Source organism: Erwinia persicina (assembly GCF_019844095.1).
GTDB classification, from domain to species: domain Bacteria; phylum Pseudomonadota; class Gammaproteobacteria; order Enterobacterales; family Enterobacteriaceae; genus Erwinia; species Erwinia persicina.
Genome location: NZ_CP082141.1, coordinates 107,305 through 134,274, shown reverse-complemented (window position 1 = coordinate 134,274; position 26,970 = coordinate 107,305). Strand labels below are relative to the sequence as shown.

Here is a 26,970-nt window from a genome sequence, read left to right as displayed (position 1 = left end):
GGGGGATGAAACAGCTCGGATTAAGGAGGTGAAACATAGCCCGCCGGTTTTCGGCAGGCTCACAACGGAGTGGGTCTGCCTTTATAACGTGTGAGTTACAGGGTGACTGTCCAATTGTGTGCTCCTGAAGTGAAAGTGCGGGAATTTTATGCCGGGAGGGAATCGTTGTAAACCACGCTGATAGTTTCCTTCCTAAACCTTTTATCAACAACCTGGCGATACTTTTTAAGCATAAGTTGTCATAAATAAGCCATAAGCAGTTGAAAATCGCGAATACTGGCGATTATTTAGCCAACAAACAGTATTTATCGCTGACAGAACACTGTAATTATGCGGTTTTGTAGTGATTCACGCCACCGTTCGTCGATTTCACCCTGCCATCTGCCCGCAAATATCGCGTATCGAAAATTATCCTCTTTTCGGTCGCTGAATGCGCCTCCCCGGCGCTTTTTCACCATTGAATGCGGCTTTGGCTGTGCGTAAGATTCTTGTTACACCGTTTACAATCACATAAGAAATAAGAAACATTTATGCAAGCTTCCATCGCGCCATCCACCGACACCGATCCGGACGCCACGCCCGTAAACTCACGCGGCAAAGTGGTGATCGCCTCGCTGGTCGGAACCGCTATCGAATTTTTCGATTTTTATATTTATGCGACGGCAGCTGTGATCGTCTTTCCGCATATCTTCTTCCCGCAGGGCGATCCGACGGTCGCCACCCTGCAGTCACTGGCCACCTTCGCTATCGCCTTTATTGCGCGCCCGATTGGCTCGGCCCTCTTTGGCCACTTTGGTGACCGCGCCGGGCGTAAAGTGACGCTGGTGGCTTCTCTGCTGACCATGGGGATTTCGACCGTGGCTATCGGTCTGCTGCCGGGCTACGACACCATTGGCGTCTTTGCGCCGCTGCTGCTGGCGCTGGCGCGCTTTGGCCAGGGTCTGGGCCTCGGCGGCGAATGGGGCGGTGCAGCCCTGCTGGCAACGGAAAACGCCCCGGCGAAAAAGCGGGCGCTGTACGGTTCGTTCCCGCAGCTGGGCGCGCCTATCGGCTTCTTCTTTGCCAACGGTACCTTCCTGCTGCTCTCCTGGCTGCTGACCGACGAGCAGTTTATGAGCTGGGGCTGGCGCGTTCCCTTTATCCTGTCTGCCGTGCTGGTACTGATCGGGCTGTATGTCCGCGTATCCCTGCACGAGTCGCCGGTATTCGCTAAGGTACAGAAAGAGAAAAAACAGGTCAAAGTGCCGATTGGCACCCTGCTGACGAAGCATCTGGGTACCACCATTATCGGTACGTTCATTATGCTGGCGACCTATACGCTGTTCTACATAATGACCGTCTATTCCATGACCTACGGCACCACGGCGGCCCCAAATGGGCTGGGCATTCCCCGCAATACGTTCCTGTGGATGCTGATGGTGGCGGTGATTGGGTTTGGGATCATGGTACCGATTGCCGGGCTGCTGGCAGACCGTTTTGGTCGTCGTAAGACAATGATCGTCATCACCCTGCTGATTATCGGTTTTTCGATGGTGTTCCCGTCGATGCTGGGGTCCGGCGATCCGGTGCTGATCATGGCTTTCCTGATTTGCGGCCTGAGCGTGATGGGCCTGACGTTCGGCCCGATGGGTGCGTTACTGCCAGAGCTGTTCCCGACCGAAGTCCGTTATACCGGCGCGTCGTTCTCCTACAATCTGTCGTCGATTCTGGGGGCCTCCGTTGCGCCCTACATCGCTACCTGGCTGGCCCATAACTACGGCCTGTTCTACGTAGGCGTTTATCTGGCTTCGATGGCCTGTCTGACGCTGATTGCGCTGATCCTCTGCAAAGAGACACGCGACGAATCGCTGTTTAACTGAGCCGCTGCGGGCCGACCCAAAAGAAGGTCGGCCCTGCAGGCGTAACGGATCGTCCCCCGCGCTATTTCCCGTTTTTCATCTGCTGCAACACGCGCGTGCACTGATTATCGTCGTTATCACTCGGCGAGACCAATGCCAGCAGCGCCGCAGCGGGTCCGACGACCGCACCCAGCGCGACCGCTGCCGCACCGCGTGCGATCAGCGGACCCGGTTTCACGCCGGCATCCGGATTTTTAAAGGTGCCGCGCACGTACAGCGGTGAACGCAGGGTGACAATCCTGATGCCCTTACTGTCAGGGTTAATCGACAGATCCAGACGCTCGTTAGCAAAATTGGCCGTGCCGGTGATGTTGATAATCGCGTTTTCCGTGTCAAACACAAACAACCGCGACGTGGCCAGACCGTTTTTCACGTCCAGGTTCGCCGCCGCGCAGTTTATTCTCACCTCATCATCACCAAACAGTTTACCCACCACATAATTGCCCACATTCAGCCCGACGATTTCCATCAGATTGCGGCTGATCAGGCCATTATTCATCAGCAGTTTCAGATCGCCATTGCTGGTCGCCAGCAGGTCAGCCACCGAATTCCCGCGCCCGCTCAGGGTGGCATCACCGTTCAGCTGGCCCAGCGCGCTCTGCATCGCCTCAACGCCCGGGAACAGCTGGCGCAGCTTGAGCTTACGGGCATGAAGGTCAATACGTCCCTGCATGGGCGCTTTTTTGCCTTCAAGTCGAACACTGGCATTCAGGCTGCCTCCGGCCATGCCAAAGCTCAGCGGATCCAGACGCAGCGTACCGTTTTTCAGTATCAGATGGGTGGAGAGATCGCTGATCGGCAGGGAACTGCTGTGTTCAATGCGGCGGCCTTTAAAGGTGACATCCGCGTCCATCACATCCCAACTTTTCGTGTCAAAGGTGTCATGCGGAAGCACACGGTCAGCAGGCTGGGAGGACGACTCACCGCGTCCGGTCTTCGCTTTTGCGGTCTTTTCACTGCCTTTGCCTGAATCAACACCGATCAGCGGCCCGAGATCGGCCATACGCAGCTGGCGGGACTCCAGCGCTCCTTCCAGCGTTGGCCGGGGTTTGCCCTGGCTGTAGGTCAGGGTGCCGTGGATATCACTGTCGCCGATATGCCCATTAAAGTTTTTATAGCGGAATACCGCTCCGCCCTTCTGCCGGAAGTGCGCGGTCAGATGGCCGTCGGTTTCATAAGGGGGGGTGTCCGGCAGCAGGACGCCGGTCAGGCCATACAGATTGGCCAGCGTATCCCCGGCGAAACGCAGGCGGATATCCACTCCGCCGAGATTCATCGGATCCTGCACTGTGCCCGCTAACCGTACACGGGTCGTGCCGTTACGCACATCGGCCTGCACGGGGAAGGGGGTGTTCTCACTGCGCAGCGACAACATGCCGCCCGTTTTGCCCTCTCCGCTGAGCTTTTCGTTGTTATAGGTGCCGCTGGCGCGCCAGCCGAAGACAAAGTCAGACGCTCCTTTTTGCCCGTCCTCCCCCCCGGCCAGCTGGTCATAGGGCACCGGTTTCCCCAGCGGATCAACGGCCACCTGTATATCGGCCTTATTCACTGCATCGCGGTAGCTGATGTGCCCCTGGTCAAAAACAACGTTATCCAGGCGGAAAGACCAGGCGGATGGCTTATCCTCCCCCGGGTTCCCGCTGTCAGCGAGGGTAAATGTCCAGTTATTCTTGTGGTCAGCGGTCTGTACCAGCTTCGCTACCGGCTGTTGCAATTTAATCCACGGCAGGTAAACCTGCTTACCCAGCAGGGCCAGCGGTGAGAGCGTAGCGTCGATACGCGCCAGATGCAGCATCGTGACATCGGGGATTTCAGGGGGGTTGCCCAGCATAATATCCTGGGCATGAACATGCGGCCAGGGCACCCAACTGCGCCAGCCAGGCTCGTCACGGTGACGTTCCCAGGACACGCCCAGATCGCCACGAATGGCAAAGGGGCGATTAATTTCAGTGGAGACTTTCTGATTAATGGTGGGCTTCAGACGATTCCAGTCAAAGGTGGCAATGACCAGGATCACCCCCACCACCAGCACCACTATTATCCCCACAATCCAGCTTATGATTTTCCCCGTACGCGACATTCGTCGTCTCCTTGATAGCTATCCGTCTCTGCTAAAGATAGTCGAGACGACAGCACATGGCATCAGACGAGGGTCAACGGCAGGGTCTCCAGCTGATCAAACGGCATGGGTCGGGCAAAAAAGTAGCCCTGAGCGGCACAGGCCGGGGAGTTACGAACCTGCTCCCACTCCTCTGCGGTTTCCACCCCTTCAACAATCACGCCTTTGCAGTAGCGATTGATCAGCGCCAGTAACATACCAAACAGGTTGCGACCTTCTTCACTTTCTCGCAGCAGGATAAACAGCTCACGAGCGAGTTTGATGTAGTCATATTTCAGTTCGGTCAGCGCGGAGAAGTTCGCCATACCGGAGCCAAAATCGTCCAGCCACAGGGGGCCCAGTTCAGGCATCTGGGCGATGATCACTTCCTGCGGCAAGACATGGTGCTCAACCAGTTCAAAACGCACCCAGGGGCAGCGCGCAATCAGCTGACGAACGGTACTGTCGTGCTGGATAGCCAGCAGCGTTGGCCCGTCGATATTGACCGAAGCCACCATATTCGTGCTGACAAATTTTCTTTCCCATCTGGCCAACAGCGTTAGCTGCTCGGCCACAATATGCAGACGTTGAGGGATCTCAAGCGTCGCAAAATAAAGCTCCGGCGATACTCTCTGACTCGGGGCGGCCGGGTGGAACACCGCCGTGAGCAACTCAATTGCCATCAGGCTACCGTTAACCCGGTAAATGGGCTGGAAGTTATAGGAACGCTGGCACTGCTGCCACCAGGCAGGTTCTTTAAGCTGCTCTTGTTCGACAATGGCGTTCGGTAACCGGTGACTGAGGCTATTCAGCACCATTATTGTGACCCTTTTTATGTGAGACCGCCTACATATGGCATCCCGTGTTGCAAGTATCGACAGCGTCCCTGAGAACTTTACCCATCCCGCAGCCACGAAAATGTCACCCATGGTAACAAACGTGTGGTATTTCAATCGCTAAAACAGGCATAACTTAGGGCGTTTTATCAGCAGTTGGCGGGGAATAAACTGACATCACAATAAATTTAAAACGTCGTTTTAAATCGTTGACTGTTTTCTTCTGCAGGGCGAGACTAAGGGCAGATTTCTTATTGAGCGAATGACCATGACGCAACAGAAACTGGCCGTGATCGGCGAATGTATGATTGAACTCTCCCAGCAGGGCCGCGACATGAGCCGGGGGTTTGGCGGGGACACCCTGAACACGGCCGTGTATGTCGCACGCCAGGTCCCGCAGCAGGCACTGCGCGTTGATTATGTCACCGCGCTGGGCGTTGACAGCTTCAGCCGCGAGATGATGGCCGCCTGGCAGAGCGAAGGACTGCACACCGACCTGATCCAACAAAGGGAGGATAAGCTGCCCGGACTGTATGTGATCGAAACCGATCCGCAGGGGGAACGTACCTTTTACTACTGGCGCAACGACGCCGCCGCACGTTACTGGCTGGAGGGGGAACGCGCGGAAGCAATCTGCCGTCAGCTGGCTCACTACGATTATCTCTACCTGAGCGGCATCAGCCTGGCGATTCTCACTGTCCCGGCGCGGGAAAAATTGTATGCGCTGCTCGCCGCCTGTCGTGCTAACGGCGGGAAAATCATCTTCGATAATAATTATCGTCCGCGCCTGTGGCAGAGTCGTGACGAAGCCCGGACGGCCTACCAGGCAATGCTCTCCTGCACCGATATCGCCTTCCTGACGCTGGATGATGAAACCCTGCTGTGGGGGGACGCGCCAGTGGCAGAGGTGATCGCCCGCACACAGCAGGCGGGTGTCAGTGAAATTGTGATCAAACGCGGGGCCGACGCCTGCCTGGTGGCCAGCGGCAAAGCCCCGCTGCTGGAGATCCCGGCCGTTCGTCTGCCGCCGTCAGCCGTGGTGGATACCACCGCTGCCGGGGACTCCTTCAGCGCGGGCTATCTGGCTGTGCGTCTCACCGGCGGCAGTCCAGCAGATGCCGCGCGACGCGGGCACCTGACGGCCAGTACGGTGATCCAGCATCGCGGTGCGATTATTCCTCTGGCGGCGATGCCGGACTGACGCTAAAGCGCGGCACGGCGAGCAGCCAGGTGTCACGGAGTGCGTCGGCCGTCGCCCCACGGGCTTTTGCACCGGCAGGCCGGTCCCAGCTGATCTTACGGATCGTCGTCTGATAGCGATCGCTATTGCGCTGGTTATCGGCCTGCGAGAGCAGCGGGATCAGCCTCACGCCGAGGTGATCGAGGCTGGGATAGGGCCAGGTTTTCCCGCTGTCGCTGTACGGGGCCATAAAATCCAGCGCCCTGAGCAGGCTGGCCTGCTGCGGTGTGCGATAAGCCCATAAATCGCCGGCACCGCTGTGTCGGGCGACGGTCGCCAGCGCCGTCAGTGCCTGCAAATTAAACCAGCTGTAGTGGAAGGATCGGGTGCGCGCCAGTTCTTTCGGCTGGCTGCCGTCGGCGGCAAACTGGTCGTTCATGCGGTTCCTGGCCTGCTGAAGCATGTCACTGATGACCCCCGGACGCCCCAGATACCACGCGATGCCCGCCACCTGCACGTTGTACCAGCTGCCGTGATTGTTCTCCGCCCGTGCTTCACTTTTCCCCAGCCTGCTGGTCTGCAGCCAGTGCAGATAATCACTCATCCACCGCTGCATCTGCCGCTCATCCTCCTGTCGCCAGCCCGGTGCATTGCGCAGGATCAGCAGGGAATCGACGACGCGTGTCGCCAGATAGCGTCCATCGAGCACGCCGGAGCGCCGGCCGTCCGCCCTGCCCGGCACGCCCTGGGCATAGTTCAGGTTGGGATTCATGCGGGTGGCGGGGTCAATAAACCAGTGGCGGATCAGCGCTATCGCCCGGCTGGCGTAACGGTCGTCGCCGGAAAAATACCACGCCAGCGTCAGCACCTGCACCCGGGCGGTAAAGGCTGCCAGCCGCACGCCGTCGCTGTCATTGTTTTTGCTGGCCGGATTGATCTGACCGTCCCGCCGCACCCACGGCAGGCCGCCCGGTGCACCGGCGTCCGGCCACCAGTAAGCGCTCAGGCTGAGATAATCATGCTTTGAGCCGCCGGGTGGCACGAGCCCTTTATCGGTCACACTCATGAGCGGGGCCTTCATTGCCTGGTCAGCCTCGCGCTGCAGTGCCTGCCATGCCTGCTGTGTCAGCTCCGGGGCCTGATGCTGCTGCAGGCGGGTTTTATTCAATGCCAGCGCATCCTCGTTCAGAAAGGCATATTGCTGTGCCGACACCGGCAGGCAGAATGCGGCTCCCAGCAATAAGACGATGACAGGGCGTAAATTCAATTTCATCGCGGCTCCCCGTTTCAATAATTATCGGACAGCATAGCCCGGGCGCAATAATACGCCGAAAGGATTAATCAAAAATCTTGCATCAAATTATTACCAGCCGGTTTCTCTTTCAATAAATTGATTATTTCTGAATAAAAACAGCCAGCGAGTCATTCGTTTGCGTTTAGGAAAGTGTTTTAAAATTTCTAATGTAATGGTGATGAAAGGCAGTCAAGGCGCGGTTTACCGCAGGTTAAGGTGCAAATTTGAGTATATTCCGAAACTGCCTGCCAGCGGTGTGAAATAGTAGACGCCGGAAGCGGAAAACGGCACTGTTTCCCTGCAATGTGCCGTGACAAATAACCCTCTTCATTTTTTCTGCGGCTTCTATAATTTTATTTAACACCATAACAATAATCAGGAGCGCCCATGAACGCTGAAATATTCAACCTCTGGCCTCACGGCGATGCGCCGGGGGCCAGCGACTCGCGGGCGCAGCCGCAGATTATTGATTTGGCCAAACCGTTCGAGCCCTTTGACCGTGCCGCCAGCGGCGTACGCTGCCCGGAACTGGCGGTCTGGCACCCGGAACACTCTAACGGGATAACACTGCTGGTCGCGCCCGGCGGCGGTTACCAGCGCATCATGATCGATAAAGAGGGCAGCGCGCTGGCGATGTTCTTTACCTCAATGGGCTATACGCTGGCGGTGATGACCTATCGCCTGCCTGCAGACGGCCATCATGAAGGGGCTGATGCGCCGCTGGCCGATGCCCAGCGTGCCGTGAGGGTGCTGCGGGAACGCGCCCAGCGGGGCCGTAACGGTGAACGTATCGTGATGATGGGCTTCTCTGCCGGGGGACATGTGGCCGCCAGCCTGGGCAATCGCTTCGGTGACAAGCTCTATCCGGTACAGGATGCGGCCGATGCCCTCTCTCCGCGTCCTGATGCCCAGGTGCTGATCTACCCGGTGATCAGCATGCGCGACGGACTGGCTCATGCCGGGTCGCGTTTGCAACTGCTGGGTGAGCATCCGGATCAGAAGGAGATTGATGCCTGGTCAATGGAGACCCGCGTCAACGGGAAAACACCGCAAACGCTGCTGATCCACGCGGTGGATGATGCATCCGTTCCGGTGAACAACAGCATGGTGATGTTCAGCGCCCTGCGGGAAAACGAGGTGCCCTGTGAGCTGCATTTCTACGAGAAAGGCGGCCACGGCTTCGGCATCCGTAACGTCGCCGATCTGCCTTTAGCCAGCTGGCCGATGCTGGTCAATGAATGGCTGCGCGCGCGCCAGTGGTAAATACGCATTAACGGCGGGCGGACCGCAAAAGCGGGGCCGCCCGACCGGTAAAGCCGCCGCTACTGTGCTGATGTGCTGCCGTCGGTGGGTGCAGCATCAGCAGGCGCGGTTGCAGGGGCTACCGGCGTCATGATTTTCTGCCAGTTCTCCAGCAGCATCTTCACTTTCGTTTCCGGTTCCCCCTGTGGCTGCATCAGCACCATGGTCATATCCTGCGTTAACTGCTGGTGCAGCTCCTGATTAAGCATATCCAGCGTCAGCCCGGATAAAAATGCCTGCCGCAGCTTCTGATACTGTTCCGGCGCAATGTCCACCACCGCATTCTGCTGCGAACGCAAACGCTGGCTCATCAGCACGTCAGTATCGGTTCGCGCATAGGTGGCAAACAGCTTGTTCAGCTCGCTGGTTTTCTGCGCCATCAGCGCATCAAACTCCTGCTGCGACAGCCCTTTATCCCGCACGTTGACCATCTCTCTGGCGATCATTTCCAGATTGTTGTTCAGCGCTGCGTTGTCGGCATCCATATTGATCGCGCACTGGGCACGCTGATACAGCACGCGGCAGTCGAAGCCGACCTGCATGCCCTGGGTTTTTTTATCGCTCAGCACTTTTTGCACGTGCCAGAACAGGGCTTCACGCGCCAGATCGCTCTGCCAGTAACGCAGCAGGTGCTGTGATTCGCGGATGGGCTGCCACGGTGTATCCCACACCAGGGCCAGGCGATCCTGACTGATCGCATTATTCACCAGATTCACCGGCTGCTGTGGCAGAGGCGAGAGCGTGGGCAGTGCAGAAGGCTGGTCCCGCTTGCCCTCCAGCGGAGAGAAAATCTTGTTGATCTGCTCAGACAGGCTGCGGGTGTCCACGTTGCCGACCACAAACAGCGTCATCGCATCAGGGGTATACCACTGTTTATAGAACGCATTGAGCTGGGCCAGATCCACCGGCACTTTGACCGGGGCTCCCGGGTCGTGCGCCAGCATCGCGGAACCTTTCAGGCGATAACGCCACCACACATCCTGAGGGTTGCCCGGCCAGGTGGCAATCGGATCGTCGGCGTTGATGGCGGTGTTGATGACCTGCTCATTAATGGTCATTTTTCCTGCGGTAGCCGCCAGCCAGTTCAGCGCTTCTTTCAGCAGCTCCGGACGATTGTTCGGCAGGCTCAGGTTGTACAGGGTGTAATCATATGAGGTGATAGCGGGCGGCTGCGGATGCTGCGGGTCAATACTTTGTTGCCACAGCGAACGCTGCTGCGCCGGGTCCAGCGTGGCATTATGAACCAGCGCCAGACGAGGTATCAGGTGGCTATACCCTTCCTGCTGGGCGCTTTCCACCAGCGCACCGGTGTTAACCATCAGGCGGATCTCAACGCGGTCGCTTGGCCGCTGGGGGGTGGTGAGCAACTGCCAGCTAAAACCATTCTCCAGTTTTCCCTGCTGCCAGGCAGGATCGGGTTGGAGTGTTTCAGCCTGTACAGTGCTACTGGCCGCGGCCAGTAATATGCCACCAATTAATAGACGAATTCTGGTGCCCTGCATGTGAACCCCTACTCAATCACAAACCAAAAATTTTTCACTGGCGGTCTACGGCCAGCTTCTGTCTGGTTGACAGATAACTCCGGAAAGCCGCTGTTTTTTAAAGGAACAGCTTCTTAGACCACACATCGGTGAGGATGTCACACAGCGGAATGAAAAATAAAAATGTATGCCGTCATTCGTTCAGGCGGCCTCAAAGCGACACGCGCTGGCCGCAGGGTGAACGTTCTCTGGTCAGTGCGTCGGATGACTGAAAGACGCCTGCGCAAAAATCCTGAAGTATGACGGATAGATGAGGGTTATTATGCAAATGCCCGTGGTGAGGGGCAAGTCACGACGGGCATTTGCAGTGATTTTTTGTGAATTAAGTACTTAAGACGACGTTTCAGGCGGTTTTTTGACGTTTTTTACCCGCTTCCAGCGTCTCTTTTAACTGTGTCTCATCCAGCTGCCCCACCCATTTCGCCACCACCACGGTGGCGACGCCATTACCAATCAGGTTGGTCAGGGCGCGGGCCTCGGACATAAAGCGGTCAATCCCGAGGATCAGCGCCAGACCGGCAACCGGCAGATGCCCGACGGCGGACAGCGTTGCGGCCAGCACAATAAATCCGCTGCCGGTCACCCCCGCAGCCCCTTTGGAAGAGAGCAGCAGCACCACCAGCAGGGTGATCTGATGCCAGATATCCATATGGCTGTTGGTCGCCTGAGCGATAAATACCGCCGCCATGGTCAGGTAAATGGAAGTGCCATCAAGGTTGAAGGAGTAACCGGTTGGGATCACCAGCCCCACCACCGACTTTTTACAGCCCAGCTTCTCCATTTTGTCGAGCATACGCGGCAGCGCAGATTCAGAAGAGGAGGTCCCAAGCACGATCAGCAGCTCTTCTTTGATATAAGCGATAAATTTGAAAATATTAAAGCCGACCACCCGGGCAATCAGCCCCAGCACGAGCACCACAAACAGCACGCAGGTAATATAGAAACAGATAATCAGCTGGCCGAGCTGCACCAGTGAACCGACGCCATATTTACCGATGGTGAAGGCCATGGCCCCAAACGCCCCAATCGGTGCCAGGCGCATGATCATGTTGATGATGCCGAAAATCACCTTAGAGAAGCTGTCGATAAAGTTGAACACCAGGGTGCCTTTATCGCCCATGCGGTGCAGGGCAAACCCGAACAGAATGGCAAACAGCAGAACCTGGAGAATATTACCGCTGGCAAAGGCACCGACCACACTGCCCGGGATCACATCCAGCAGGAAGGCCACAATGCCCTGCTGTTCCGCCTGCTGGGCATACATCGCCACCGCTTTGGCATCCAGCGTCGCCGGGTCAACGTTCATTCCGGCGCCGGGCTGTAACACGTTCACCACCACCAGACCGATAATCAGAGCAATAGTACTGACGATTTCAAAATAGAGCAGCGCCACCGCACCGGTGCGCCCTACCGCTTTCATACTTTCCATACCGGCGATACCGGTCACCACGGTGCAGAAGATCACCGGGGCAATAATCATCTTGATCAGCTTGACGAACCCGTCGCCCAGCGGCTTCATCTGGGCACCCAGTTCAGGGTAGAAATGGCCCAGCAACACACCGACGGCGATGGCTGTCAGTACCTGGAAATAAAGACTTTTGAACAGAGAAGTTTTCATAAAGAAGGTATCCGTTAACCGCGTTAATTGCTGTTGTTATCATCAAACGACAGCGCGAAAGTAACATCCGGTTAACAGGATTGGTATCGACTGACCGGGCCCTGGAGCCCCATAGCGCCATTTTTAAGAGCTGAATCACGTCAGCCGAAACTTGTATAACTAAAAAAACCAGAGAGACGGGTCTGATATTCAGGGATGAGAGAGATATTGACGCGCAAACTCCGGCAGCGGCAGCGCTTCAGAGTAAAGGTATCCCTGACCAATATGGATGCCACGCGCCAGCAGCCAGTCACGCTGCTCGTCGGTTTCCACCCCTTCGGCAATCACGTCCAGCTGCATAATCTCGGCAATCGAGGAGACAATCCGCACCATGGTGTCATCCTGCGGCAGTACCGCAACAAAGCTGCGATCCATCTTCAGCTTGGCAACAGGCAGGGATTTAAACTGATTCAGCCAGTTCAGATTGGCATACCCCATACCGAAGTCATCCAGCGCCACGGCAACCCCGGTTTTTTGCAGGGCCTGCAACAACTGCAGTGCCTGCTCAGGTTTACCCACCTCGGCGGTTTCAGTGATCTCCAGCATCAGGCTGCCGGGACAGATGCGGTGACGTTCAATCAGCTCCTGCAGGTGCGTGACCATGGAAGGCTCGCGCAGCTGAATGGCCGACAGGTTGACACTCAGCGTCAGCATAATGCCCTGCTGCTGCCAGGCCGCCAGAATGCGACAGGACTCTTCAAACACCCAGCGCCCGAGGGCGGTGATCACGCCAATCTCTTCCGCGCTGGCAATCAGGTCTTCCGGCAGGCTCCAGCTGCCATCCGGCTGACGCTGACGCAGCAGTGCTTCGGCTCCCACCAGCGCGCCGGTGTTCATATCAATCTGCGGCTGCAGCCACAGGGCAAACTGCTGATCGATGAGGCCCTGTAAAATATCATGCTCCTGCGTGAGCCGTTTCTGCGCCCGTTCGGTCAGCGCCGGATCGAAGAAGCGAACCTGGTTTTTACCTTCATGGCGGGCTGACATCATCGCTGATGTCGCCCGCCCCAGCAGTTCGGCTGCGTTCAGGTTACCCCCTTCATGCTGCACCATGCCAATGCTGACGTTGGGCCGCAGTTGCATATGCTGTAACGTCACCGGCTGGTTCAGACGCAGCATCAGGTTTCGCGCCAGCCGCAGCCCGCGAAACGGGTTATTCGCGCGTTTCACCAGCAGGGCGAAGTCGCTGATCGACAGCTGGGCCAGCACCGTGCGTTCATCAATGCAGTCACGCATTTTGTCCACCAGCGTGAGCAGCAGCGCATCACGCTGGTCGTCAGTCACCAGGCCGTTGGTGTCCTGTAACGTTTCAATGCGCACCACCATCACGGTGAACGCGCCGACGGTATTCACCGCCAGCAGATGCTGCTCAAGCAGCGCCAGAAACAGGGTTTTATTCGGCAGATCGGTGACCTGGAAGCGGGTGCTCAGGTGGCTCATCTCATCGTGTGCCGAGGCCAGCATCTGCTGATTGCGGTTGTAGTTACGGATCAGCAAGCCAATTTCATCATTGCGGTGATAGCGTGGCAGCGTCAGTTGATGAGTCAGCGCCTGCTGTGGCGTGAGATCCTGCAGTTCACGGGCAATGTTTCGCAGCGGGCGCACCATCAGCCGGTTAATACACCAGCTGATAGAGACCGACAGGATCAGTGCCAGCAGCAGGTAGGCGGTAACCATGGTTGAGACCGCGCTGAGGATAAACTGATAGACGCGCCAGGAGTCAGCCTGCAATACCAGAAAAGCCAGCGGCTTAGGGTTGGCCGGCTGCACCGAATAGAGCGGAACGGTGATCTGCACCGGCAGCTCAAACAGATCCATGATAAAACGCGGTATGGGTTTCTCAGGTTCAAAATCCGTATGCAGCGCCTGTAAGCCGTTAGGAAGCACCACTTCGGCGCGGGCAAGAATCCCTGCCGGACGCAGCGAATTCAGTATAAATTCAGCCTGAGGAATATCCGCTTTCAGGACGGCCTGGGAAAGCGGCTGACGCACGGTATGCGCCACATTCTCCATCTGCTGGGCGTAGTCAATCCTGCGCTGTTGCACAAAATGAAAAAGCTGTATGACGATAAAAATGCAAATGGTGACGACCGCGACGCTGGAAATCGTCGCCATCTGCTTAATCGTTAACGAACGACTGACGCGCAAGCCTGCTCTCCGAAGCGCAGAATTTACTGTTCAACGCATATAGGGCAAAAAAAAACAGCCCTGAGTATATCCTATGGGCTCCGCTTTTTAAGCTATCACGCACCGCAATCGTTCGTTTAGGCGTTTTCCTGGTATTTATACCCGGATCGTGCCTATTTATAGTCCGCATACGGTGTCAGCGGCTGCGGTGGCATATCGAGATCGCCCTGCCAGCCTGCCATAGAATAACGCAGGTACATCAGCCCGTGGCTTGGGGTGTAATCCTTCGCCTGCTGTATATCGACACCCAGCCCGAGCGTCCAGTGTGAGGATAACCGCCGCTCCACCCGCGCCTGCAGCGTGTAGCCCACGCCACTGCCGCCGCCATTGCTGCCCGGCGGATTATCACGGGTCAGTGCGCCGAAGCTCAACGGATAACGCGACTGCGCGTCGGTTTTCGAATGGGAAAGGGACACGGATCCCCCCAGTTCATAGGACCAGTTTTCAGAACGCTGACGCCAGGTGACCGGCACCGACAGTGAGGCATAGCTCTGCGGACTGTAGTAACCGCCCTGGCCAAGGGAGTAATCGCTGAGATCTTTCGCGTAGTGCCACAGCATCCCGTTCAGGCCAATGGTCGCACGCCGGTTATTTTCGTTGATTAGCTTATAGTAGTAACCACTCATCAGCCGCTCACGTGAGTTATCCGCCACGTGGGTTCCGCTGATTTGGTGGGCGCTGATATCGGCCCAGATCCCGTGTGCCTCCCCCCGGTCGTAACTCAGGCCGATCGCCCCGCCGGTGGCGACCACTCCGCCCCAGGTTTTACCGCTGGCCGGGTTGGGATCGCGCGCGCCGGCAAAAGCCAGCAGCGAACTGGAAATGGGCCGCCGCGAAGCCGTCAGCGACACGCCGACATCGCCTGCGTCAGTGTTCCAGGTCAATCCGCCCACCCAGTTGGTCACCTCGAAACCAAGAGGCGTGGTGCCGATATCGGCCGACCAGCGGTCGCTGCGCCAGCCTGCGCCAATACTGGTGCCATTCTGATGCTGCCTGAAATCCCGGTCACACCGGGCGTCATCATTGCCACAGGTGCCGAAATTCTCCGTAATATTGCCGCTGCTGCTGCGGGAAAACGTGCCCGCCGAGACGTCGACATTGTCCAGCCGCAGCCAGCTGCGGCCGTCCTTCCACGGTGTTTCCGCCTGCAGCATGGTGGTATGCGCCGTGAAATCAGAAATCCCGCCGGTGCCCTTATTCCGCGAATAGTCCTCCTCCAGTGTGAACACCGTGTCCTGCTGGCGATAGAGGTCTGCGCTGTCGCTGCGGATGCTGCGCCTGAGCCAGTCATCGCGTACATCAGTGCGCGTCAGGCGCGTAAACGCATCATTTCCGTCAGGCCGCTGCGCGGCAATCCCACTGGCAACCATCGCCTGTCGGTAATCAGCCAGCGCCGTATCGGGTTGGCCCTGCCGGGTTTCCAGCCTCGCCGCGTCACGGAACACCAGCGCGCTCAGCTCCGACGGCATCGCTTTTTCGGCCTGCGGTTTTAATCCGGCGTAAAGCGCCGCCGCGCGGCCGGTTTCCCCCACACTGAGCCAGGCATTCGCCACCCGTCGTCCGTTACTGACGCTGGACGCGATCACTGCAGGCGGCAGCGCCTGCAACAGGCGACGGGCGGCAGCAGGCTGATGCTGAGCCATCCGGGTATCGATGTTATCAAGCAGACGCTGGCTTTGCAGACGGTCCGACAGGGCCTGAATATTCGGCGTCCACTGCGCCTGCGGCAATGTGTTCAACTGCTTCAGTGCCTCGTCATCCCGGCCGCTGCCGGACAGCCACAGCCCGTAAGCATAGACCTGCGCCGGATCCTGCGGCTGGCGTCGGGCCATGGCCACCATCAGCGCCTCTGCTGCACCGGGCTGCCCGCTTTCACGCAGCGCCCCGGCGTAGCGATAGTTAAGCCAGACATCATCCACGGCGCCCGGCTGCGCCTGACGGTATTTCTCCACCGCCTGCGTCCATTTGCCCTGCTGCCCCAGCCTGTCGCCCTCATCACTCAGGGCATTGCTGCGCAGGCGGCTGAGGGTTTCGCCCAGCGCCCGCTGTTGTGCGGCGGGCAGCGTATTCAGAAAGTCCAGTGCCCGCTGCGGGGACTGCTGTTGATAGGCCCCCGCCAGACGACGCACTGCCGTGGTATTGCCGGGGTCAACGCGCAGGGCGTCGCGGAAGTGCTGTTCTGCCTGGCCGTTATCTTTCCGCGCCAGCGCCACGTCGCCCAGGCCGATACGGGCGTAGCCGTCTGCCGGATCGAGGGGACGGGCACGCTGATACAGGCGCTCCGCCGTGGCGATATCCCCCGTCTCCAGCGCTTTATCGCCCTGCGCAATCATCAGCCAGTACTGATTGGAGCGCAGCAGACTCCGCCACTTATCGATATCGGCTCCCCCGGCATCCGCCTGCCCCGCCCGGCGTAACCAGAGATCGGCGGTGGCACGGTTGCCGGCCCGCGAGTAGGCCTGACCCAGCGCCCCCATCAGTGCCGGATCGTCAGGCGCGCCGCGCAGGGCGGCCGTCAGGGCGGGGATCGCCGTGGCGCCGGCCCCGCTGTCGATCAGGGCCAGCCCGCGCAGCCGCTGCCGGTATGCCGGGTCGGCCATCCTCTTCTCCTGCCTTGCCAGCTCGGCCTGGCCGTCCTCATGCGGCTTATCGCGGGTAAATGTCTTCAGGTAGTTTTTTAACTCCGCCACGCTCTGCTCGCTGACCGGGCGGGACTGAATATGACTCAGCCACAGCTCTGCCGCCTGCGTCCGGCCCGCCGGGTTCTCCGCGACGGACTGCAGCTGCTTAACGGCGGCCGGCACGTTATCGTTACTCAACTGCATCTGGGCAATCGCCATGCGCAGGCTGACATTGCCCGGCGCCTGGCGATCCAGGGCCTGCATCTGCGCCAGGGCATGCGCCTGCTGCCCGGGGAGTCTGGCCACCAGGCGCCAGTACTCCAGCGCGATATCATTTGACGGAAATACGCCGTTGAACAACCGATCCCAGGCGTGCAGCGCCTCCTCCAGCCGCCCTGACGCGGTAAGCAGCCGTGCCTGCTGCAGCTGTTGCCGCCCCTCCGGGGTGATCAGCAGCATACTGGCCGCTGCCTGGCGCGTCGCCGGCGCGTCGGGAGCGTTCTGTTGCAAACGGGCCATCAGCTGCGCGGCCTGTGCCTGGTCGCCCTGATGCAGCGCCAGCCGCAGCTTTGCCGCCAGCACGTCCGGGTTTTCCGGGGCGATCTTATCCAGCCGGTAGAGCGACTGGGTGACCAGATCGTACTTGTTAGTCGCCTCGCCGGTGCGTACCTGCTGCAGCAGCCACGCCACGGGCGCGACATCCTCTGCCAGGCTGCCGGGACTGAACGGCAGCAGCATCACGGGCAGCAGCAGCCCGGGCAGTCGACGCATCACTCTTCATCATCCTCATCGTACAGGCGGCGACGACTGACGGCGCGCATCACCCGCCAGACCAGTACCGCAAACAGGATGACGACCACGCCGGCCAGCGCCGCCAGCCAGAGCGGATGAGTGGCCAGGGCATTCCACAGGCGTTCCCACCACGGCAGATGGCCCACGTAGTAAGTCTCCCCGACCCGCAGGCTGTTAACACCGGACTCACGGATCACCGATACCGAGCCAGACATTGCCGCCCGCTTACCGCTGTCGTTCATTGCGTCAGCCAGCAACTGCCATGCACGCGGGCTGTCAGCCAGCAGGGCGACCACGCTACGCTGTTCAAAGAACGGTGACTGGAAGCCGACCACTGCCGCCATTGGCCCTGCGGAAACGATGGTGGTCTGGCTTTCCGGCTGGCGATCGGCAGCCGGGCCGTCAACCGTGTCCAGCGCAGGCTGACGCACCGGTTTGTTAATCCAGCTTTTTGCGGCCTCCACCAGCACGTTAATACTGCTGTCATCCTTTAAGTCAGCCGGCAGGGTGCCGATCATCAGCAGATCGGCATCCTGGTTTTTTGCCTGTGCCCAGTCATCGGTGAGGCGCACCTTCAGCGCCGGGTAACCACTTTGCGCACCGATGGTTGCCAGCGCATCCAGCAGCGCGGATACCTGCTCAGGCTGTGGCCTGGCGTTCACCAGCACCAGTGTGCTGGCCAGATCGGCCTGACGGCTGAACGGGAAACCGGCGGAAGCAAAGGCACGTAATGATGGCATCTCAATAAAGTGACGATAGCCGGAGAAATCAACGGTAGAGCTGCCATCGATCGTCACATGATTATTCACCGGCACCACCGTTTCACAGCGACCGTCAGCGGTTCCCCCAATAAATGTCAGTCCATAGTCAAAGCTAAAGCGCAGCTGATTCACCACGTCCAGCCGCAGGGCCGGAATGGTCAGGCTGGTCGAGTCATCCTGCAGTCCCTGGATCAGCGGAATACGTAGCAGCTGTTTACTGTGATCTTTTTTCACCACCAGCGGATAGTCCTGCACGAACTGATTATTCAGGTGAACGGCCAGCCGCGAACTGTCATTCAGGATCGGTGAGGTGTAGCGATACTGCAGGTTCATATCGATGCCGCGCGCGCGGATCAGGAACAAATCTGGCGGCAGATTAAGCGTGAGACTGATCGGTGACGGCTGCATCCCGTCAGACTGCAACTGGCCCTGGTACTGCTGCAGCTCGGCGAAAGTGGTGACGCGGTCGGTACGCACCCAGTTTGGCGCATCGTACGGCTGGCGGTCGGCCAGCGGTTTCAGCGCCTCAATAATAGAGGACTGACCGCGCAACAGTAGCTCTCCCTGGGCGATACCCTGTGCCGCCATGATCAGGTCGTTATCATCACGCCCCATCACCAGCAGCATCTTCTGATAAGGGTTATCAGGCTGACTGACAATCGTCACCGTCGGCTTGTTCACCGCAGGCCAGGTTTTCAGGAAATCCGGTCGCTTATCGTTCGTGGCAAACACCACCGCATGCTGATCCTGCGGCAGCTGATTGTACAGCACCGGGAAGTGCTGCCCCCGCCACTGCGCTTTCGTGCCAAACCAGGAGGCCAGGATCCCCGCAGCACGCTGCTCCGTCACATCCGGTGTGGCGGCAAACACCACCGGCAGTGACATGGGTCGGTTATCGCGACGGTCAAAGAACGGTTCCGGGAAGTGCGACAGATCGTCAGTCAGAGGCAGCTTTTGTAGCGTCAGATCCAGGCGGCTCTCTTTACCAATATCCAGCCAGATCGAACTGAAGGCCGGGTTTTCACAAACGTTGGTGTAATGGCCCACCAGCTCGAAGCGAATGCGGTTAAAGTCGGAGATAAAGCGCGGGTCAACAGGCACCTGTACCTGATTTTCTTTACCCAGTTGCTCTGCCGTCAGCGTAACCAGCCCGACCATCTCATCATTCAGGTAGATTTTCAGATGTGACAGGGTGGGAAGCAGTGCCGGCGACGGTCGGAAGTTCAGTGTCAGCAACGCCTTTGTGGCGACCTCATCACTGCGTACGCCGAATTCGATCTGCCCGTCAGGCCGGGTACCGCGCAGGGCAAGTGCTCCGGGCGGCGGGGCAATCTTCTCAAAATTCAGCACCGACTCGCGTACCGGGGCAGCAGGCAGCTGTGGTGCAGGCTCTGAGACCGGAGGCACCGGGGCTTCTTCCGCCTGCCCCAGAGGCATCACACCGATCAACAGCGCGGTAAACCAGCTTTTTTTTATCATCATCATCTTGTCTTCACGGTTGCGTCACGGGGCGGCGCGCGCGCCCCACACTATGAGGGAGGAAGGAAGTTACCCACGCCGCCAGCGTGGTTAAAGCAATAAACAGCTGGCGCAGGCGCGGCGGCCCGTACTCCGCCAGACGCAGATAGCCTTTAAAGCCCAGCACCACGATATCAGCCAGGCTCTGTACCGGTTTATCTTCCGGGAAGCTGTCCTGCCACAGCGCCCAGGTATCGGCACGGGCAAAGGTACACTGAATAAATTCAACGTGCTGCTGAGTGGTGAGGTTATCCAGGCGGATCCCCGCCCGGCGGCCAAAGGTTCGCTGCACCACGCAAGGGAAACTGAACTCCTGCTGGCCGCGTTTGAGCAGTAAAAAGACGGTTTCATCGCTGTTCAGGGCATCAGGCTCACGCAGCTCAACGCCCACGCCACCGTCGGAGTAGTCGCGCAGGGTGCAGGGCAGCAGATGCCCGTCTGCACGGGCAATTGCGGCAGGCATCGCCATCTCCACGCGGTGGGCTTCGCGGATTTGTCGGGCTTCAACAGACACCGCCACCGCGCCCCCCAGAATAATCAGGTTATAAAACACCCATACCAGGCTGACCAGTACCGTCAGCACCTCGCTGGTCGGCCCACAGGCGATACGCCAGACACCTACCATCGCCCCGACAACGTTAATCAATACCAGGCACATATACGGCCGGGTGATCACCCAGTCCAGGTGCTGCTCCTCGACCAGCCCCCCTTTAGCGGTCACGTTAAATTTCCCTTTATGCGGATTGAGCAACGCCACAGTGGTCGGTCGGGCAATATACCAGGCCAGTACGGTTTCATAGACTTCACTCCAGAACGAGTGACGCCAGCGCCCCTGAATACGCGAGTTGGTCAGGCTGGTGTGCAGCATATGCGGCAGCACATAGATGGCGATGGCCAGCGCCGGGGCGTAAATGATAAACGAGTGGAACAGCAGGAAGGCCAGCGGTGCCAGCAGGAAAATCAGCCGGGGGATCCCCGCCAGGAAATGCAGCATCGCGTTGGCGTAGCACAGACGCTGCACCAGCTTCAGGCCTTTGCCAAACAGCGGGTTGTCGAGGCGGAAAATCTGCACCATGCCGCGCGCCCAGCGGATGCGCTGGCCGATATGCGCCGACAGGCTCTCCGTCGCCAGTCCGGCGGCCTGCGGAATACGAATATAGGCCGAGGTGTAGCCTTTTCGATGCAGGCGCAGGGAGGTGTGAGCATCTTCCGTGACCGTCTCCACCGCGATGCCGCCAATTTCATCCAGAGCCGTCCGGCGTAATACCGCACAGGAGCCGCAGAAGAAGGTGGCATCCCAGACATCGTTCCCGTCCTGAACCAGGCCGTAGAACAGGGTGCCTTCGTTAGGGGTACGGCGAAAGCGGCCAAGATTGCGCTCGAAGGGATCCGGCGAAAAGAAATGATGCGGGGTCTGCAACATGGCCAGTCTGGGATCTTTAATAAACCAGCCGAGGGTCGTCTGCAGGAATGAGCGCGTCGGCACGTGGTCGCAGTCAAAAATCGCCACATACTCACTGCGGCAGACGGTACGCAGGGCATGGTTAATATTACCCGCTTTGGCATGATCGCGGACGTCACGGGCGACGTACTGAATCCCCACGCTTTCAGCAAATTCTCGAAATTCCGGGCGCTGGCCATCGTCCAGCAGATAAATGGTCAGCTTATCCCGGGGCCAGTCGATACCCAGCGCCGCATAAATGGACGGTTTCACCACGCTTAACGGCTCGTTATAGGTCGGCACCAGCAGGTCAACGGTCGGCCAGCTGCTGATATCCTCCGGCATCGACACCGGCTGACGGTTCAGCGGCCAGAGACTCTGAAAATACCCCAGCAGCAACACCACCCAGGCGTAGGTCTCAGCTGCGACCAGCAGCAGACCGAAGGTCAGACTGAGGGGATCATCCCAGTTCAGGGTAGCGTTATAGCGCCACCACAGATAACGACAGGAGATGGTCAGCGACAGAACAATCATCATCATGGTGGGCAGTCTGCCAGGAATACGACGAACCACCATCGCCACACTCCAGAGCACCAGCACAAAAATAAACTGCGTCCAGATGTCGAAAGGCTGGGAGATACAGAGCAGAGCCAGCGCGGTTGCCACCAGCACCGCCACACTAAACAACCCCTTACGCAGCAGCGGGTGCAGCTGGCTTAACCAGCGCTCACTGCGACTTTCCAGCCTGTTGCGCTGCGCCCGCTGCGGTAAACGCTCAAGCCAGCGGTAAAATCGTTTACGCCAGCGGGCCAGCGGGCGAAAGGCATTCAATCGCTGGCGCTCGCTGCGCCGCGAGGCGTCCAGCGGAATAAACAGCAACAACCACAGGCTTTGCACCAGGTAACGCAGCAGATCAGCCGGACGGGGGCGTTCTGGCGAAACCTGCGGGTAGAGGTCACGGCGACGGGCACGGACAGACTGCCATTCAGGGGATTCAAAACGCAGTAATGCCCAGCCCAGCATCACCAGCAGACACTGGAGCGAGGCCGTCAGCACCGGTGTACGATGGTGGCGGTATTGACCATATCGCTGGTGTAATGCCTGCCACACCGGAGGGATCAGAAGCCAGCGAAGTGGGCTCATGCCGCTTTACCTGTGAGATTGATCAGACACCAGGTTGCCAGCGTCGCGATCTCCTCCGCCCCGAGGCTGAGGGGACGATATTCCCCCACCGGCTGTTTGCACAGCAGCGCTTCGGCCAGGGCTTCATCACGGTGGATCAATAATGGCACCATTCCTTTCAGTGAACTCAACCACAGCTGATGCAAGTCCTGCTGCGCCTTGCTAAGGGAACTAAACTGGTTAAGCAGAAACAGGGTATTTGGCGGGAAAATGGTTTGATGCAGGCGAAGATGAGCGTTGCCATCAGCATTCAGCACCACCAGGCTGTGGTCGGCCTGAGCGAGCAGCGTGTCGCTGAGCCGGGGCAGCTCTGCCGGCATATCCAGCAGTATCCAGCGATACGTTTTGCGCAGGGCAGCCAGACGCGCAGCCCACGGCGTCAGTAACGCTTCGGGCTGATGCATAACATTCTGTTTTTCATCAGCCGGGAGGTCACCGAATGGAATGAAGTCGAGCTGTTCGGTATAGCGCATCGCACTCTGCTGCCAGGGCTGCTGTTGACGATCGCTGTGTGCCCAGCCTCGCGAGTGCGTTACCGGCGTATTAAAGTGAGCCCGCAGCTGGTTATGGGGCGAAAAGTCGATGACCATCGTCCTTTCCCCCAGACGATTGAGCGCCCAGGCCAGCGCAGCCGTAACAGAGGTGGTTCCCACGCCCCCGCGAAGTCCCGACAAGGCAACGATCGGCATTATCCCTCCTTTTTTTGCGGTGAACCCAATTCGCTCAGTAACGGCCAACGGATATAAATTTCGGCCAGTCGTTCATGACGGGCAATATCGATATAACGGAATGCCCCGAGTGAAAATGCCTCACTCAACGCGCTGATATCGTCGGGTTGTTCGCGCTCATGGGATAAAGCAGGACGCTGATTTTTATTCATCTCTTCCAGTCATTATGCAGAGTACTGCCGGTTTGTTAATATGAAGTTATCCGGTTGAAGATTTAAAAATGTGCCACGCACCGGGGAACCGTAGCGGAAAAAGCATTACTGGCTGAAAAAGTAAGGCACGAGACTTATCCTGGGATACTTAGCGCATAAAAGATGAGCACGATATAAATGATTCACTGAAACGTGTTAAGTAGTAATGTATATTTACAGCATAACAATTGGTACGCTTTTTTTTCCAGACTATCACCCCGCTGGATTATCCCTGGTGCACAGTATCTTATGACGATTTCATATACCTTAGGGCTGGGACAGGTTCAACACGAATTAGCGCTGATGCAACCGCCCGGCTGTTACTGGATAACCGTTAACCGTCAGGAAGATGCACGACGGCTGGTGCGCCAGACAATCGCCTCGCAACGTGCTCTGACCCTGATCAGTAGCGCGGATAAACCGCAAAGTCTGCTCTCGCCTGCACCCCAGGGCGGCCCCAACAAGATCCCGTTATTCTCTCTGCCTGAAACGGCGGAAGCGCTAATGGACTTAATGGAAGATCTGTCCCGAACCCTGGTCAACAAACCCCGCTTACTGATATTTTACACAGCATTCAGTACATGGGAAAAGTTATCTTCAGCAGAATTAAATCGCTGGCTGAGGGAAATGCAAAAATGGTTAACCGTGCGAAAGTCAACGCTGTTGATTATCACATCCGGGGCTGGCCTAAATGCCCTGCGCAGTGATTTACAAACGCGTTATCGTCATTTAGAAGGATTATCACATCTTGAATGGCAACAGGACAGCTGGAATTACCGAATTAACTGGTGGTGTAATAAAAGTGGGATGCTGGCCGATCGTGCGCTACGTCTCACTTTACATGACGAGGCGTTCATTCAGATTAATGAAACCGATCACAATACGCCCTTAACACTGAATGATGAAAACGAGTATCTGGCTGAAAAAAGCGCCCTTGAAGGTGCGCCCCCCCTCTCCAGTGCATGGACGCTGTTTGAAGATAACAGCCAGCTGGCAAGCCGGGCGCAGCAGGCCAGTGCCGCCACCATCATCTTTACGCTGAGTCATAACGACCAGGTGGCGACGCTGGCAGGCGATATTCACGGACTGCGCCGCACGCGCGGCAGCGCCCTGAAGATTGTGGTGCGCGAAATGCAGACGGCCCTGCGCTACAGCGATGAACGCCTGCTGCTGGCGTGCGGCGTCAACGCCATCGTCCCCTTTAATGCCACCCTGTCGCGCTTTCTGACCGCCATCGAAGGTTTACAGGGGCAGCACTATAATCGTCATGTGCCTGCGGACCTCAGTATTCTCCTGAAATCCATGCAACCCTTGCAGGAAAAAGGCTATCTTCCACTGGAGCATTTCTGCCGTTCGGTGAAAAGATTGATCGACAACACCATGCTGCCGGAAAACGGAAAAGGTCTGCTCATTGCGCTACGCCCGGTGCCGGAACTCAGCCCGGTACAGGCGCTAACGCTGTGTAAGCCCCGGCGCTACGGTGACCTGATCACCCGCATTGAAGACCGGCTCTATCTTTTCCTCTCCTCCTGTCGTTACAACGATCTGGATACCGCACTGCACTATATTTTTCATCTGCCGCATGACGAGATTTTTACCAACCGTATGGTGTGGTTCGAGGATCTGCAAATCCTCTCTGAAATCCGGCAAATCAATGGCATGGTGCCCAGCGCCTGGCGTGATGCGCCTGCAACCGGGAGTGATCTCCCTGATGCCCCTCCGGCCGCCCCGGCTTCGCCAGACATTCGCCTGGTGCCGCAGGCGATCACGCTGACGCCCCCTGCAGACAGAGAGGATCAACCATGACGTTAATGGATGGCGTGCAGATCACCATTCTGCTGCTACTGGTTTTATTACTGTTAAAACCGCTTTACACCCGCTGGCTGCCCAGGCAATGGCACGGTGTGTTACACCGCGTTCTTCCTCCCCGCTCTCTTAAATATGAAGGGACGTGGCGGCGTAAATCCTCTGGTTCGGATACCAAAAAGTGATGACCGATCGTGACTCTCAAACTCCGGCAACGCCGTCTGCATGGCGCAACTGGCGCGGGCTGGGTGGCTGGAACTTTTATTTTCTGCTTAAGTTTGCGCTGCTGTGGTTCGGCTATCTGAATTTTCATGCGCTGACGAATCTGGTTTTTCTCGCCTGGCTGCTGATGCCGATGCCGTCACTCAGGCTGCATCGCCTGCGCCACGGGCTCTCTATTCCAATCGGCATCGCGCTGTTCTGGCATGACACCTGGTTACCGGGCCTGCAGACGCTGCTCAGTCAGGGCGGCCAGCTGGCAGGCTTCTCTGCCGACTATCTGCTGGATTTAACCATCCGCTTTATTAACTGGCAGATGGTGGGCGGTGCCTTCGTGCTGCTGGTGCTGTATCTCTTTATTGCCCAGTGGATCAGGGTGACGGTGGTGGTGTCTCTGTTTTTACTCTGGGTCAACGTGGTAAACCTTGCCGGCCCGGCCTTTAGCCTGCTGCCGACCCGGGAAACCGCACCGCCGGCGGCGGCGAATGTTACGCCGGCAGCGAAGAAGGAGACGGTGAGCGGCATGGAAGAGACGCTGCCACCGACCAGCGCGAATCTGACGGCTCATCTCAACGCCTTTTATAACAGCGAAAAACAGCGTATCACGCCGTTCCCGGACGCGCTGCCTGCCGACGCTGCGCCATTTGATATTCTGGTGATCAATATCTGCTCGCTGGCATGGTCTGATATGGAGTTTGCCCGACTGCGCGAGCATCCGCTGTGGCAGCACTTCGACGTGGTGCTGAATAACTATAATTCCGCCACCGGCTACAGCGGCCCGGCGGGGATCCGCCTGCTGCGCGCCAGCTGCGGCCAGAGTTCGCACAGCGACCTGTACAAGCCCGCCGATGAGCGCTGCTATCTGTTCGATAACCTGGCGAAACTGGGCTTTAAGCAGCAGTTGATGCTCGACCATCCCGGCGTGTTTGGCGGCTATCTGCAGGAGCTGCGTGAGGACGGTAATTTGCAGGCACCGCTGATGTCACAAGCCGGCATTAAGCCCGAGCTGACCTCTTTCGACGGCGAACCGGTGTTTAACGACGCGCAGCTGATGCAGCGCTGGCTGGACGATCGGCAAAAAAGCAGCGATACCCGTAGCGCGACCTTCTATAACCTGATCCCGCTGCACGACGGTACGCGCGACCTGGGCAGCAGTAAAACCGCCGCCTGGCAGCCGCGCGCAAAACTGCTCTTCGACCAGTTGGATGAATTCCTGACCAACCTGGAAAAATCTGGCCGCCGGGTAATGGTGCTGGTGGTGCCGGAGCACGGTGCCGCGCTGGAAGGCGACCGGATGCAGATGTCCGGCCTGCGAGATATCCCCAGCCCGTCGATTACCCATGTTCCGGTGGGTATCAAGTTTGTCGGTATGAAGGCCCCTCATGCCGGTAAGCCGCTTGATGTCAGTACGCCGACCAGCCTGCTGGCGGTCTCTGAGCTGATTTCCCGCGTGGTGGATGGGCAGGTATTTAATGCGGCTAACGTGAACATGGCTACGCTGACTGCCGACCTGCCGCAGACGCCGGTGATTTCCGAAAATGATAATGCGGTGGTGATGATGTATCAGGGCAAACCCTGGATCAGGTTGAATGGTGGAGACTGGGTGGCCTATCCGCTTTAGGGACGTTTGCCCTGTGCAGCGCAAGAGGCCGGCCCCGGACAGCCAGGTCAGGGGCGTTAGACTTTCTGACCCGTCACAGGGGCCGGCCTTCTTTTCT

Annotated in this window: 17 protein-coding genes; 6 read left to right on the top strand and 11 right to left on the bottom strand. The window is 58.1% G+C overall.

What is annotated here, in order from left to right:
- Positions 1–530 precede the first annotated feature (530 nt).
- Positions 531–1,859 (top strand): MFS transporter, encoded by a 1,329-nt coding sequence (locus K6L24_RS00540; RefSeq protein ID WP_062743937.1) that lies wholly within the window; start codon positions 531–533, stop codon positions 1,857–1,859.
- Positions 1,860–1,920: 61 nt separating this feature from the next.
- Here K6L24_RS00540 and K6L24_RS00535 read toward each other — a convergent pair whose 3' ends face one another.
- A complete protein-coding gene (locus K6L24_RS00535; RefSeq protein ID WP_222681844.1) occupies positions 1,921–3,978 on the bottom strand; it encodes an AsmA family protein in 2,058 nt (685 codons plus the stop codon).
- A gap of 62 nt (positions 3,979–4,040) precedes the next feature.
- Complete coding sequence (pdeH, locus tag K6L24_RS00530) at positions 4,041–4,814, bottom strand: cyclic-guanylate-specific phosphodiesterase (protein WP_191928042.1); 774 nt, start codon at positions 4,812–4,814, stop codon at positions 4,041–4,043.
- Between the two features lie 286 nt (positions 4,815–5,100).
- On the opposite strand from pdeH, the gene kdgK reads away from it, so the two are divergent.
- Complete coding sequence (kdgK, locus tag K6L24_RS00525) at positions 5,101–6,033, top strand: 2-dehydro-3-deoxygluconokinase (protein ID WP_118665910.1); 933 nt, start codon at positions 5,101–5,103, stop codon at positions 6,031–6,033.
- Here the strand turns inward: kdgK and K6L24_RS00520 are convergent.
- A complete protein-coding gene (locus tag K6L24_RS00520) occupies positions 6,005–7,285 on the bottom strand; it encodes an alginate lyase family protein (RefSeq protein WP_222681843.1) in 1,281 nt (426 codons plus the stop codon). The genes kdgK and K6L24_RS00520 overlap by 29 nt on opposite strands.
- 408 nt (positions 7,286–7,693) lie before the next feature.
- Here K6L24_RS00520 and K6L24_RS00515 point away from each other — a divergent pair, with 408 nt between their 5' ends.
- Positions 7,694–8,569, top strand: coding sequence for an alpha/beta hydrolase (locus tag K6L24_RS00515; protein ID WP_062743941.1), 876 nt, complete (start codon positions 7,694–7,696; stop codon positions 8,567–8,569).
- Positions 8,570–8,628: 59 nt separating this feature from the next.
- Here K6L24_RS00515 and K6L24_RS00510 read toward each other — a convergent pair whose 3' ends face one another.
- From K6L24_RS00510 to bcsR, 8 genes are all read right to left on the bottom strand, one after another.
- A complete protein-coding gene (locus K6L24_RS00510; protein ID WP_062743942.1) occupies positions 8,629–10,110 on the bottom strand; it encodes a M16 family metallopeptidase in 1,482 nt (493 codons plus the stop codon).
- A gap of 382 nt (positions 10,111–10,492) precedes the next feature.
- Entirely contained in the window at positions 10,493–11,767 is a 1,275-nt protein-coding gene (locus K6L24_RS00505) for a dicarboxylate/amino acid:cation symporter (protein ID WP_062743943.1), read from the bottom strand.
- A 189-nt stretch (positions 11,768–11,956) separates the two neighbouring features.
- Positions 11,957–13,954: a biofilm formation regulator HmsP gene (gene hmsP / locus K6L24_RS00500; RefSeq protein ID WP_062743944.1), complete on the bottom strand. Its 1,998-nt coding sequence runs from the start codon at positions 13,952–13,954 to the stop codon at positions 11,957–11,959.
- Between the two features lie 152 nt (positions 13,955–14,106).
- Positions 14,107–17,385 carry a cellulose biosynthesis protein BcsC gene (locus tag K6L24_RS00495; protein ID WP_222681842.1) on the bottom strand — a complete coding sequence of 1,093 codons (3,279 nt, stop codon included), beginning with the start codon at positions 17,383–17,385 and terminating at the stop codon, positions 14,107–14,109.
- The gene (gene bcsB / locus K6L24_RS00490; RefSeq protein WP_222682279.1) at positions 17,385–19,649 is read right to left on the bottom strand and encodes a cellulose biosynthesis cyclic di-GMP-binding regulatory protein BcsB; all 2,265 of its coding nucleotides are present in this window, start codon (positions 19,647–19,649) and stop codon (positions 17,385–17,387) included. The genes K6L24_RS00495 and bcsB overlap by 1 nt, the downstream gene beginning before the upstream one ends.
- A 10-nt stretch (positions 19,650–19,659) precedes the next feature.
- Complete coding sequence (gene bcsA, locus K6L24_RS00485; protein WP_222681841.1) at positions 19,660–22,269, bottom strand: UDP-forming cellulose synthase catalytic subunit; 2,610 nt, start codon at positions 22,267–22,269, stop codon at positions 19,660–19,662.
- Positions 22,266–22,997, bottom strand: coding sequence for a cellulose biosynthesis protein BcsQ (gene bcsQ, locus K6L24_RS00480; RefSeq protein ID WP_222681840.1), 732 nt, complete (start codon positions 22,995–22,997; stop codon positions 22,266–22,268). Before bcsQ ends, bcsA begins: the two co-directional genes overlap by 4 nt.
- Positions 22,997–23,188 (bottom strand): cellulose biosynthesis protein BcsR, encoded by a 192-nt coding sequence (bcsR, locus tag K6L24_RS00475; RefSeq protein ID WP_062743948.1) that lies wholly within the window; start codon positions 23,186–23,188, stop codon positions 22,997–22,999. The genes bcsQ and bcsR overlap by 1 nt, the downstream gene beginning before the upstream one ends.
- A 288-nt stretch (positions 23,189–23,476) precedes the next feature.
- Here bcsR and bcsE point away from each other — a divergent pair, with 288 nt between their 5' ends.
- The 3 genes from bcsE to bcsG are packed head-to-tail and all read left to right on the top strand — an operon-like array spanning position 23,477 to position 26,873.
- Complete coding sequence (gene bcsE, locus K6L24_RS00470; protein ID WP_222681839.1) at positions 23,477–25,033, top strand: cellulose biosynthesis protein BcsE; 1,557 nt, start codon at positions 23,477–23,479, stop codon at positions 25,031–25,033.
- Entirely contained in the window at positions 25,030–25,218 is a 189-nt protein-coding gene (bcsF, locus tag K6L24_RS00465; RefSeq protein ID WP_062743950.1) for a cellulose biosynthesis protein BcsF, read from the top strand. The genes bcsE and bcsF overlap by 4 nt, the downstream gene beginning before the upstream one ends.
- The gene (bcsG, locus tag K6L24_RS00460; RefSeq protein ID WP_191928077.1) at positions 25,218–26,873 is read left to right on the top strand and encodes a cellulose biosynthesis protein BcsG; all 1,656 of its coding nucleotides are present in this window, start codon (positions 25,218–25,220) and stop codon (positions 26,871–26,873) included. The genes bcsF and bcsG overlap by 1 nt, the downstream gene beginning before the upstream one ends.
- The last annotated feature ends 97 nt before the right edge of the window (positions 26,874–26,970 follow it).

Coding starts and splice junctions, on each gene's coding strand:
- bcsE (WP_222681839.1), top strand. CDS start 23,477: ATGACGATTTCATATACCTTAGGGCTGGGACAGGTTCAACACGAATTA.
- bcsF (WP_062743950.1), top strand. CDS start 25,030: ATGACGTTAATGGATGGCGTGCAGATCACCATTCTGCTGCTACTGGTT.
- K6L24_RS00520 (WP_222681843.1), bottom strand. CDS start 7,285: ATGAAATTGAATTTACGCCCTGTCATCGTCTTATTGCTGGGAGCCGCA.
- K6L24_RS00535 (WP_222681844.1), bottom strand. CDS start 3,978: ATGTCGCGTACGGGGAAAATCATAAGCTGGATTGTGGGGATAATAGTG.
- K6L24_RS00495 (WP_222681842.1), bottom strand. CDS start 17,385: ATGCGTCGACTGCCCGGGCTGCTGCTGCCCGTGATGCTGCTGCCGTTC.
- pdeH (WP_191928042.1), bottom strand. CDS start 4,814: ATGGTGCTGAATAGCCTCAGTCACCGGTTACCGAACGCCATTGTCGAA.
- bcsQ (WP_222681840.1), bottom strand. CDS start 22,997: ATGCCGATCGTTGCCTTGTCGGGACTTCGCGGGGGCGTGGGAACCACC.
- K6L24_RS00510 (WP_062743942.1), bottom strand. CDS start 10,110: ATGCAGGGCACCAGAATTCGTCTATTAATTGGTGGCATATTACTGGCC.
- bcsG (WP_191928077.1), top strand. CDS start 25,218: ATGACCGATCGTGACTCTCAAACTCCGGCAACGCCGTCTGCATGGCGC.
- bcsA (WP_222681841.1), bottom strand. CDS start 22,269: ATGAGCCCACTTCGCTGGCTTCTGATCCCTCCGGTGTGGCAGGCATTA.
- K6L24_RS00505 (WP_062743943.1), bottom strand. CDS start 11,767: ATGAAAACTTCTCTGTTCAAAAGTCTTTATTTCCAGGTACTGACAGCC.
- bcsB (WP_222682279.1), bottom strand. CDS start 19,649: ATGATGATAAAAAAAAGCTGGTTTACCGCGCTGTTGATCGGTGTGATG.
- kdgK (WP_118665910.1), top strand. CDS start 5,101: ATGACGCAACAGAAACTGGCCGTGATCGGCGAATGTATGATTGAACTC.
- K6L24_RS00515 (WP_062743941.1), top strand. CDS start 7,694: ATGAACGCTGAAATATTCAACCTCTGGCCTCACGGCGATGCGCCGGGG.
- K6L24_RS00540 (WP_062743937.1), top strand. CDS start 531: ATGCAAGCTTCCATCGCGCCATCCACCGACACCGATCCGGACGCCACG.
- bcsR (WP_062743948.1), bottom strand. CDS start 23,188: ATGAATAAAAATCAGCGTCCTGCTTTATCCCATGAGCGCGAACAACCC.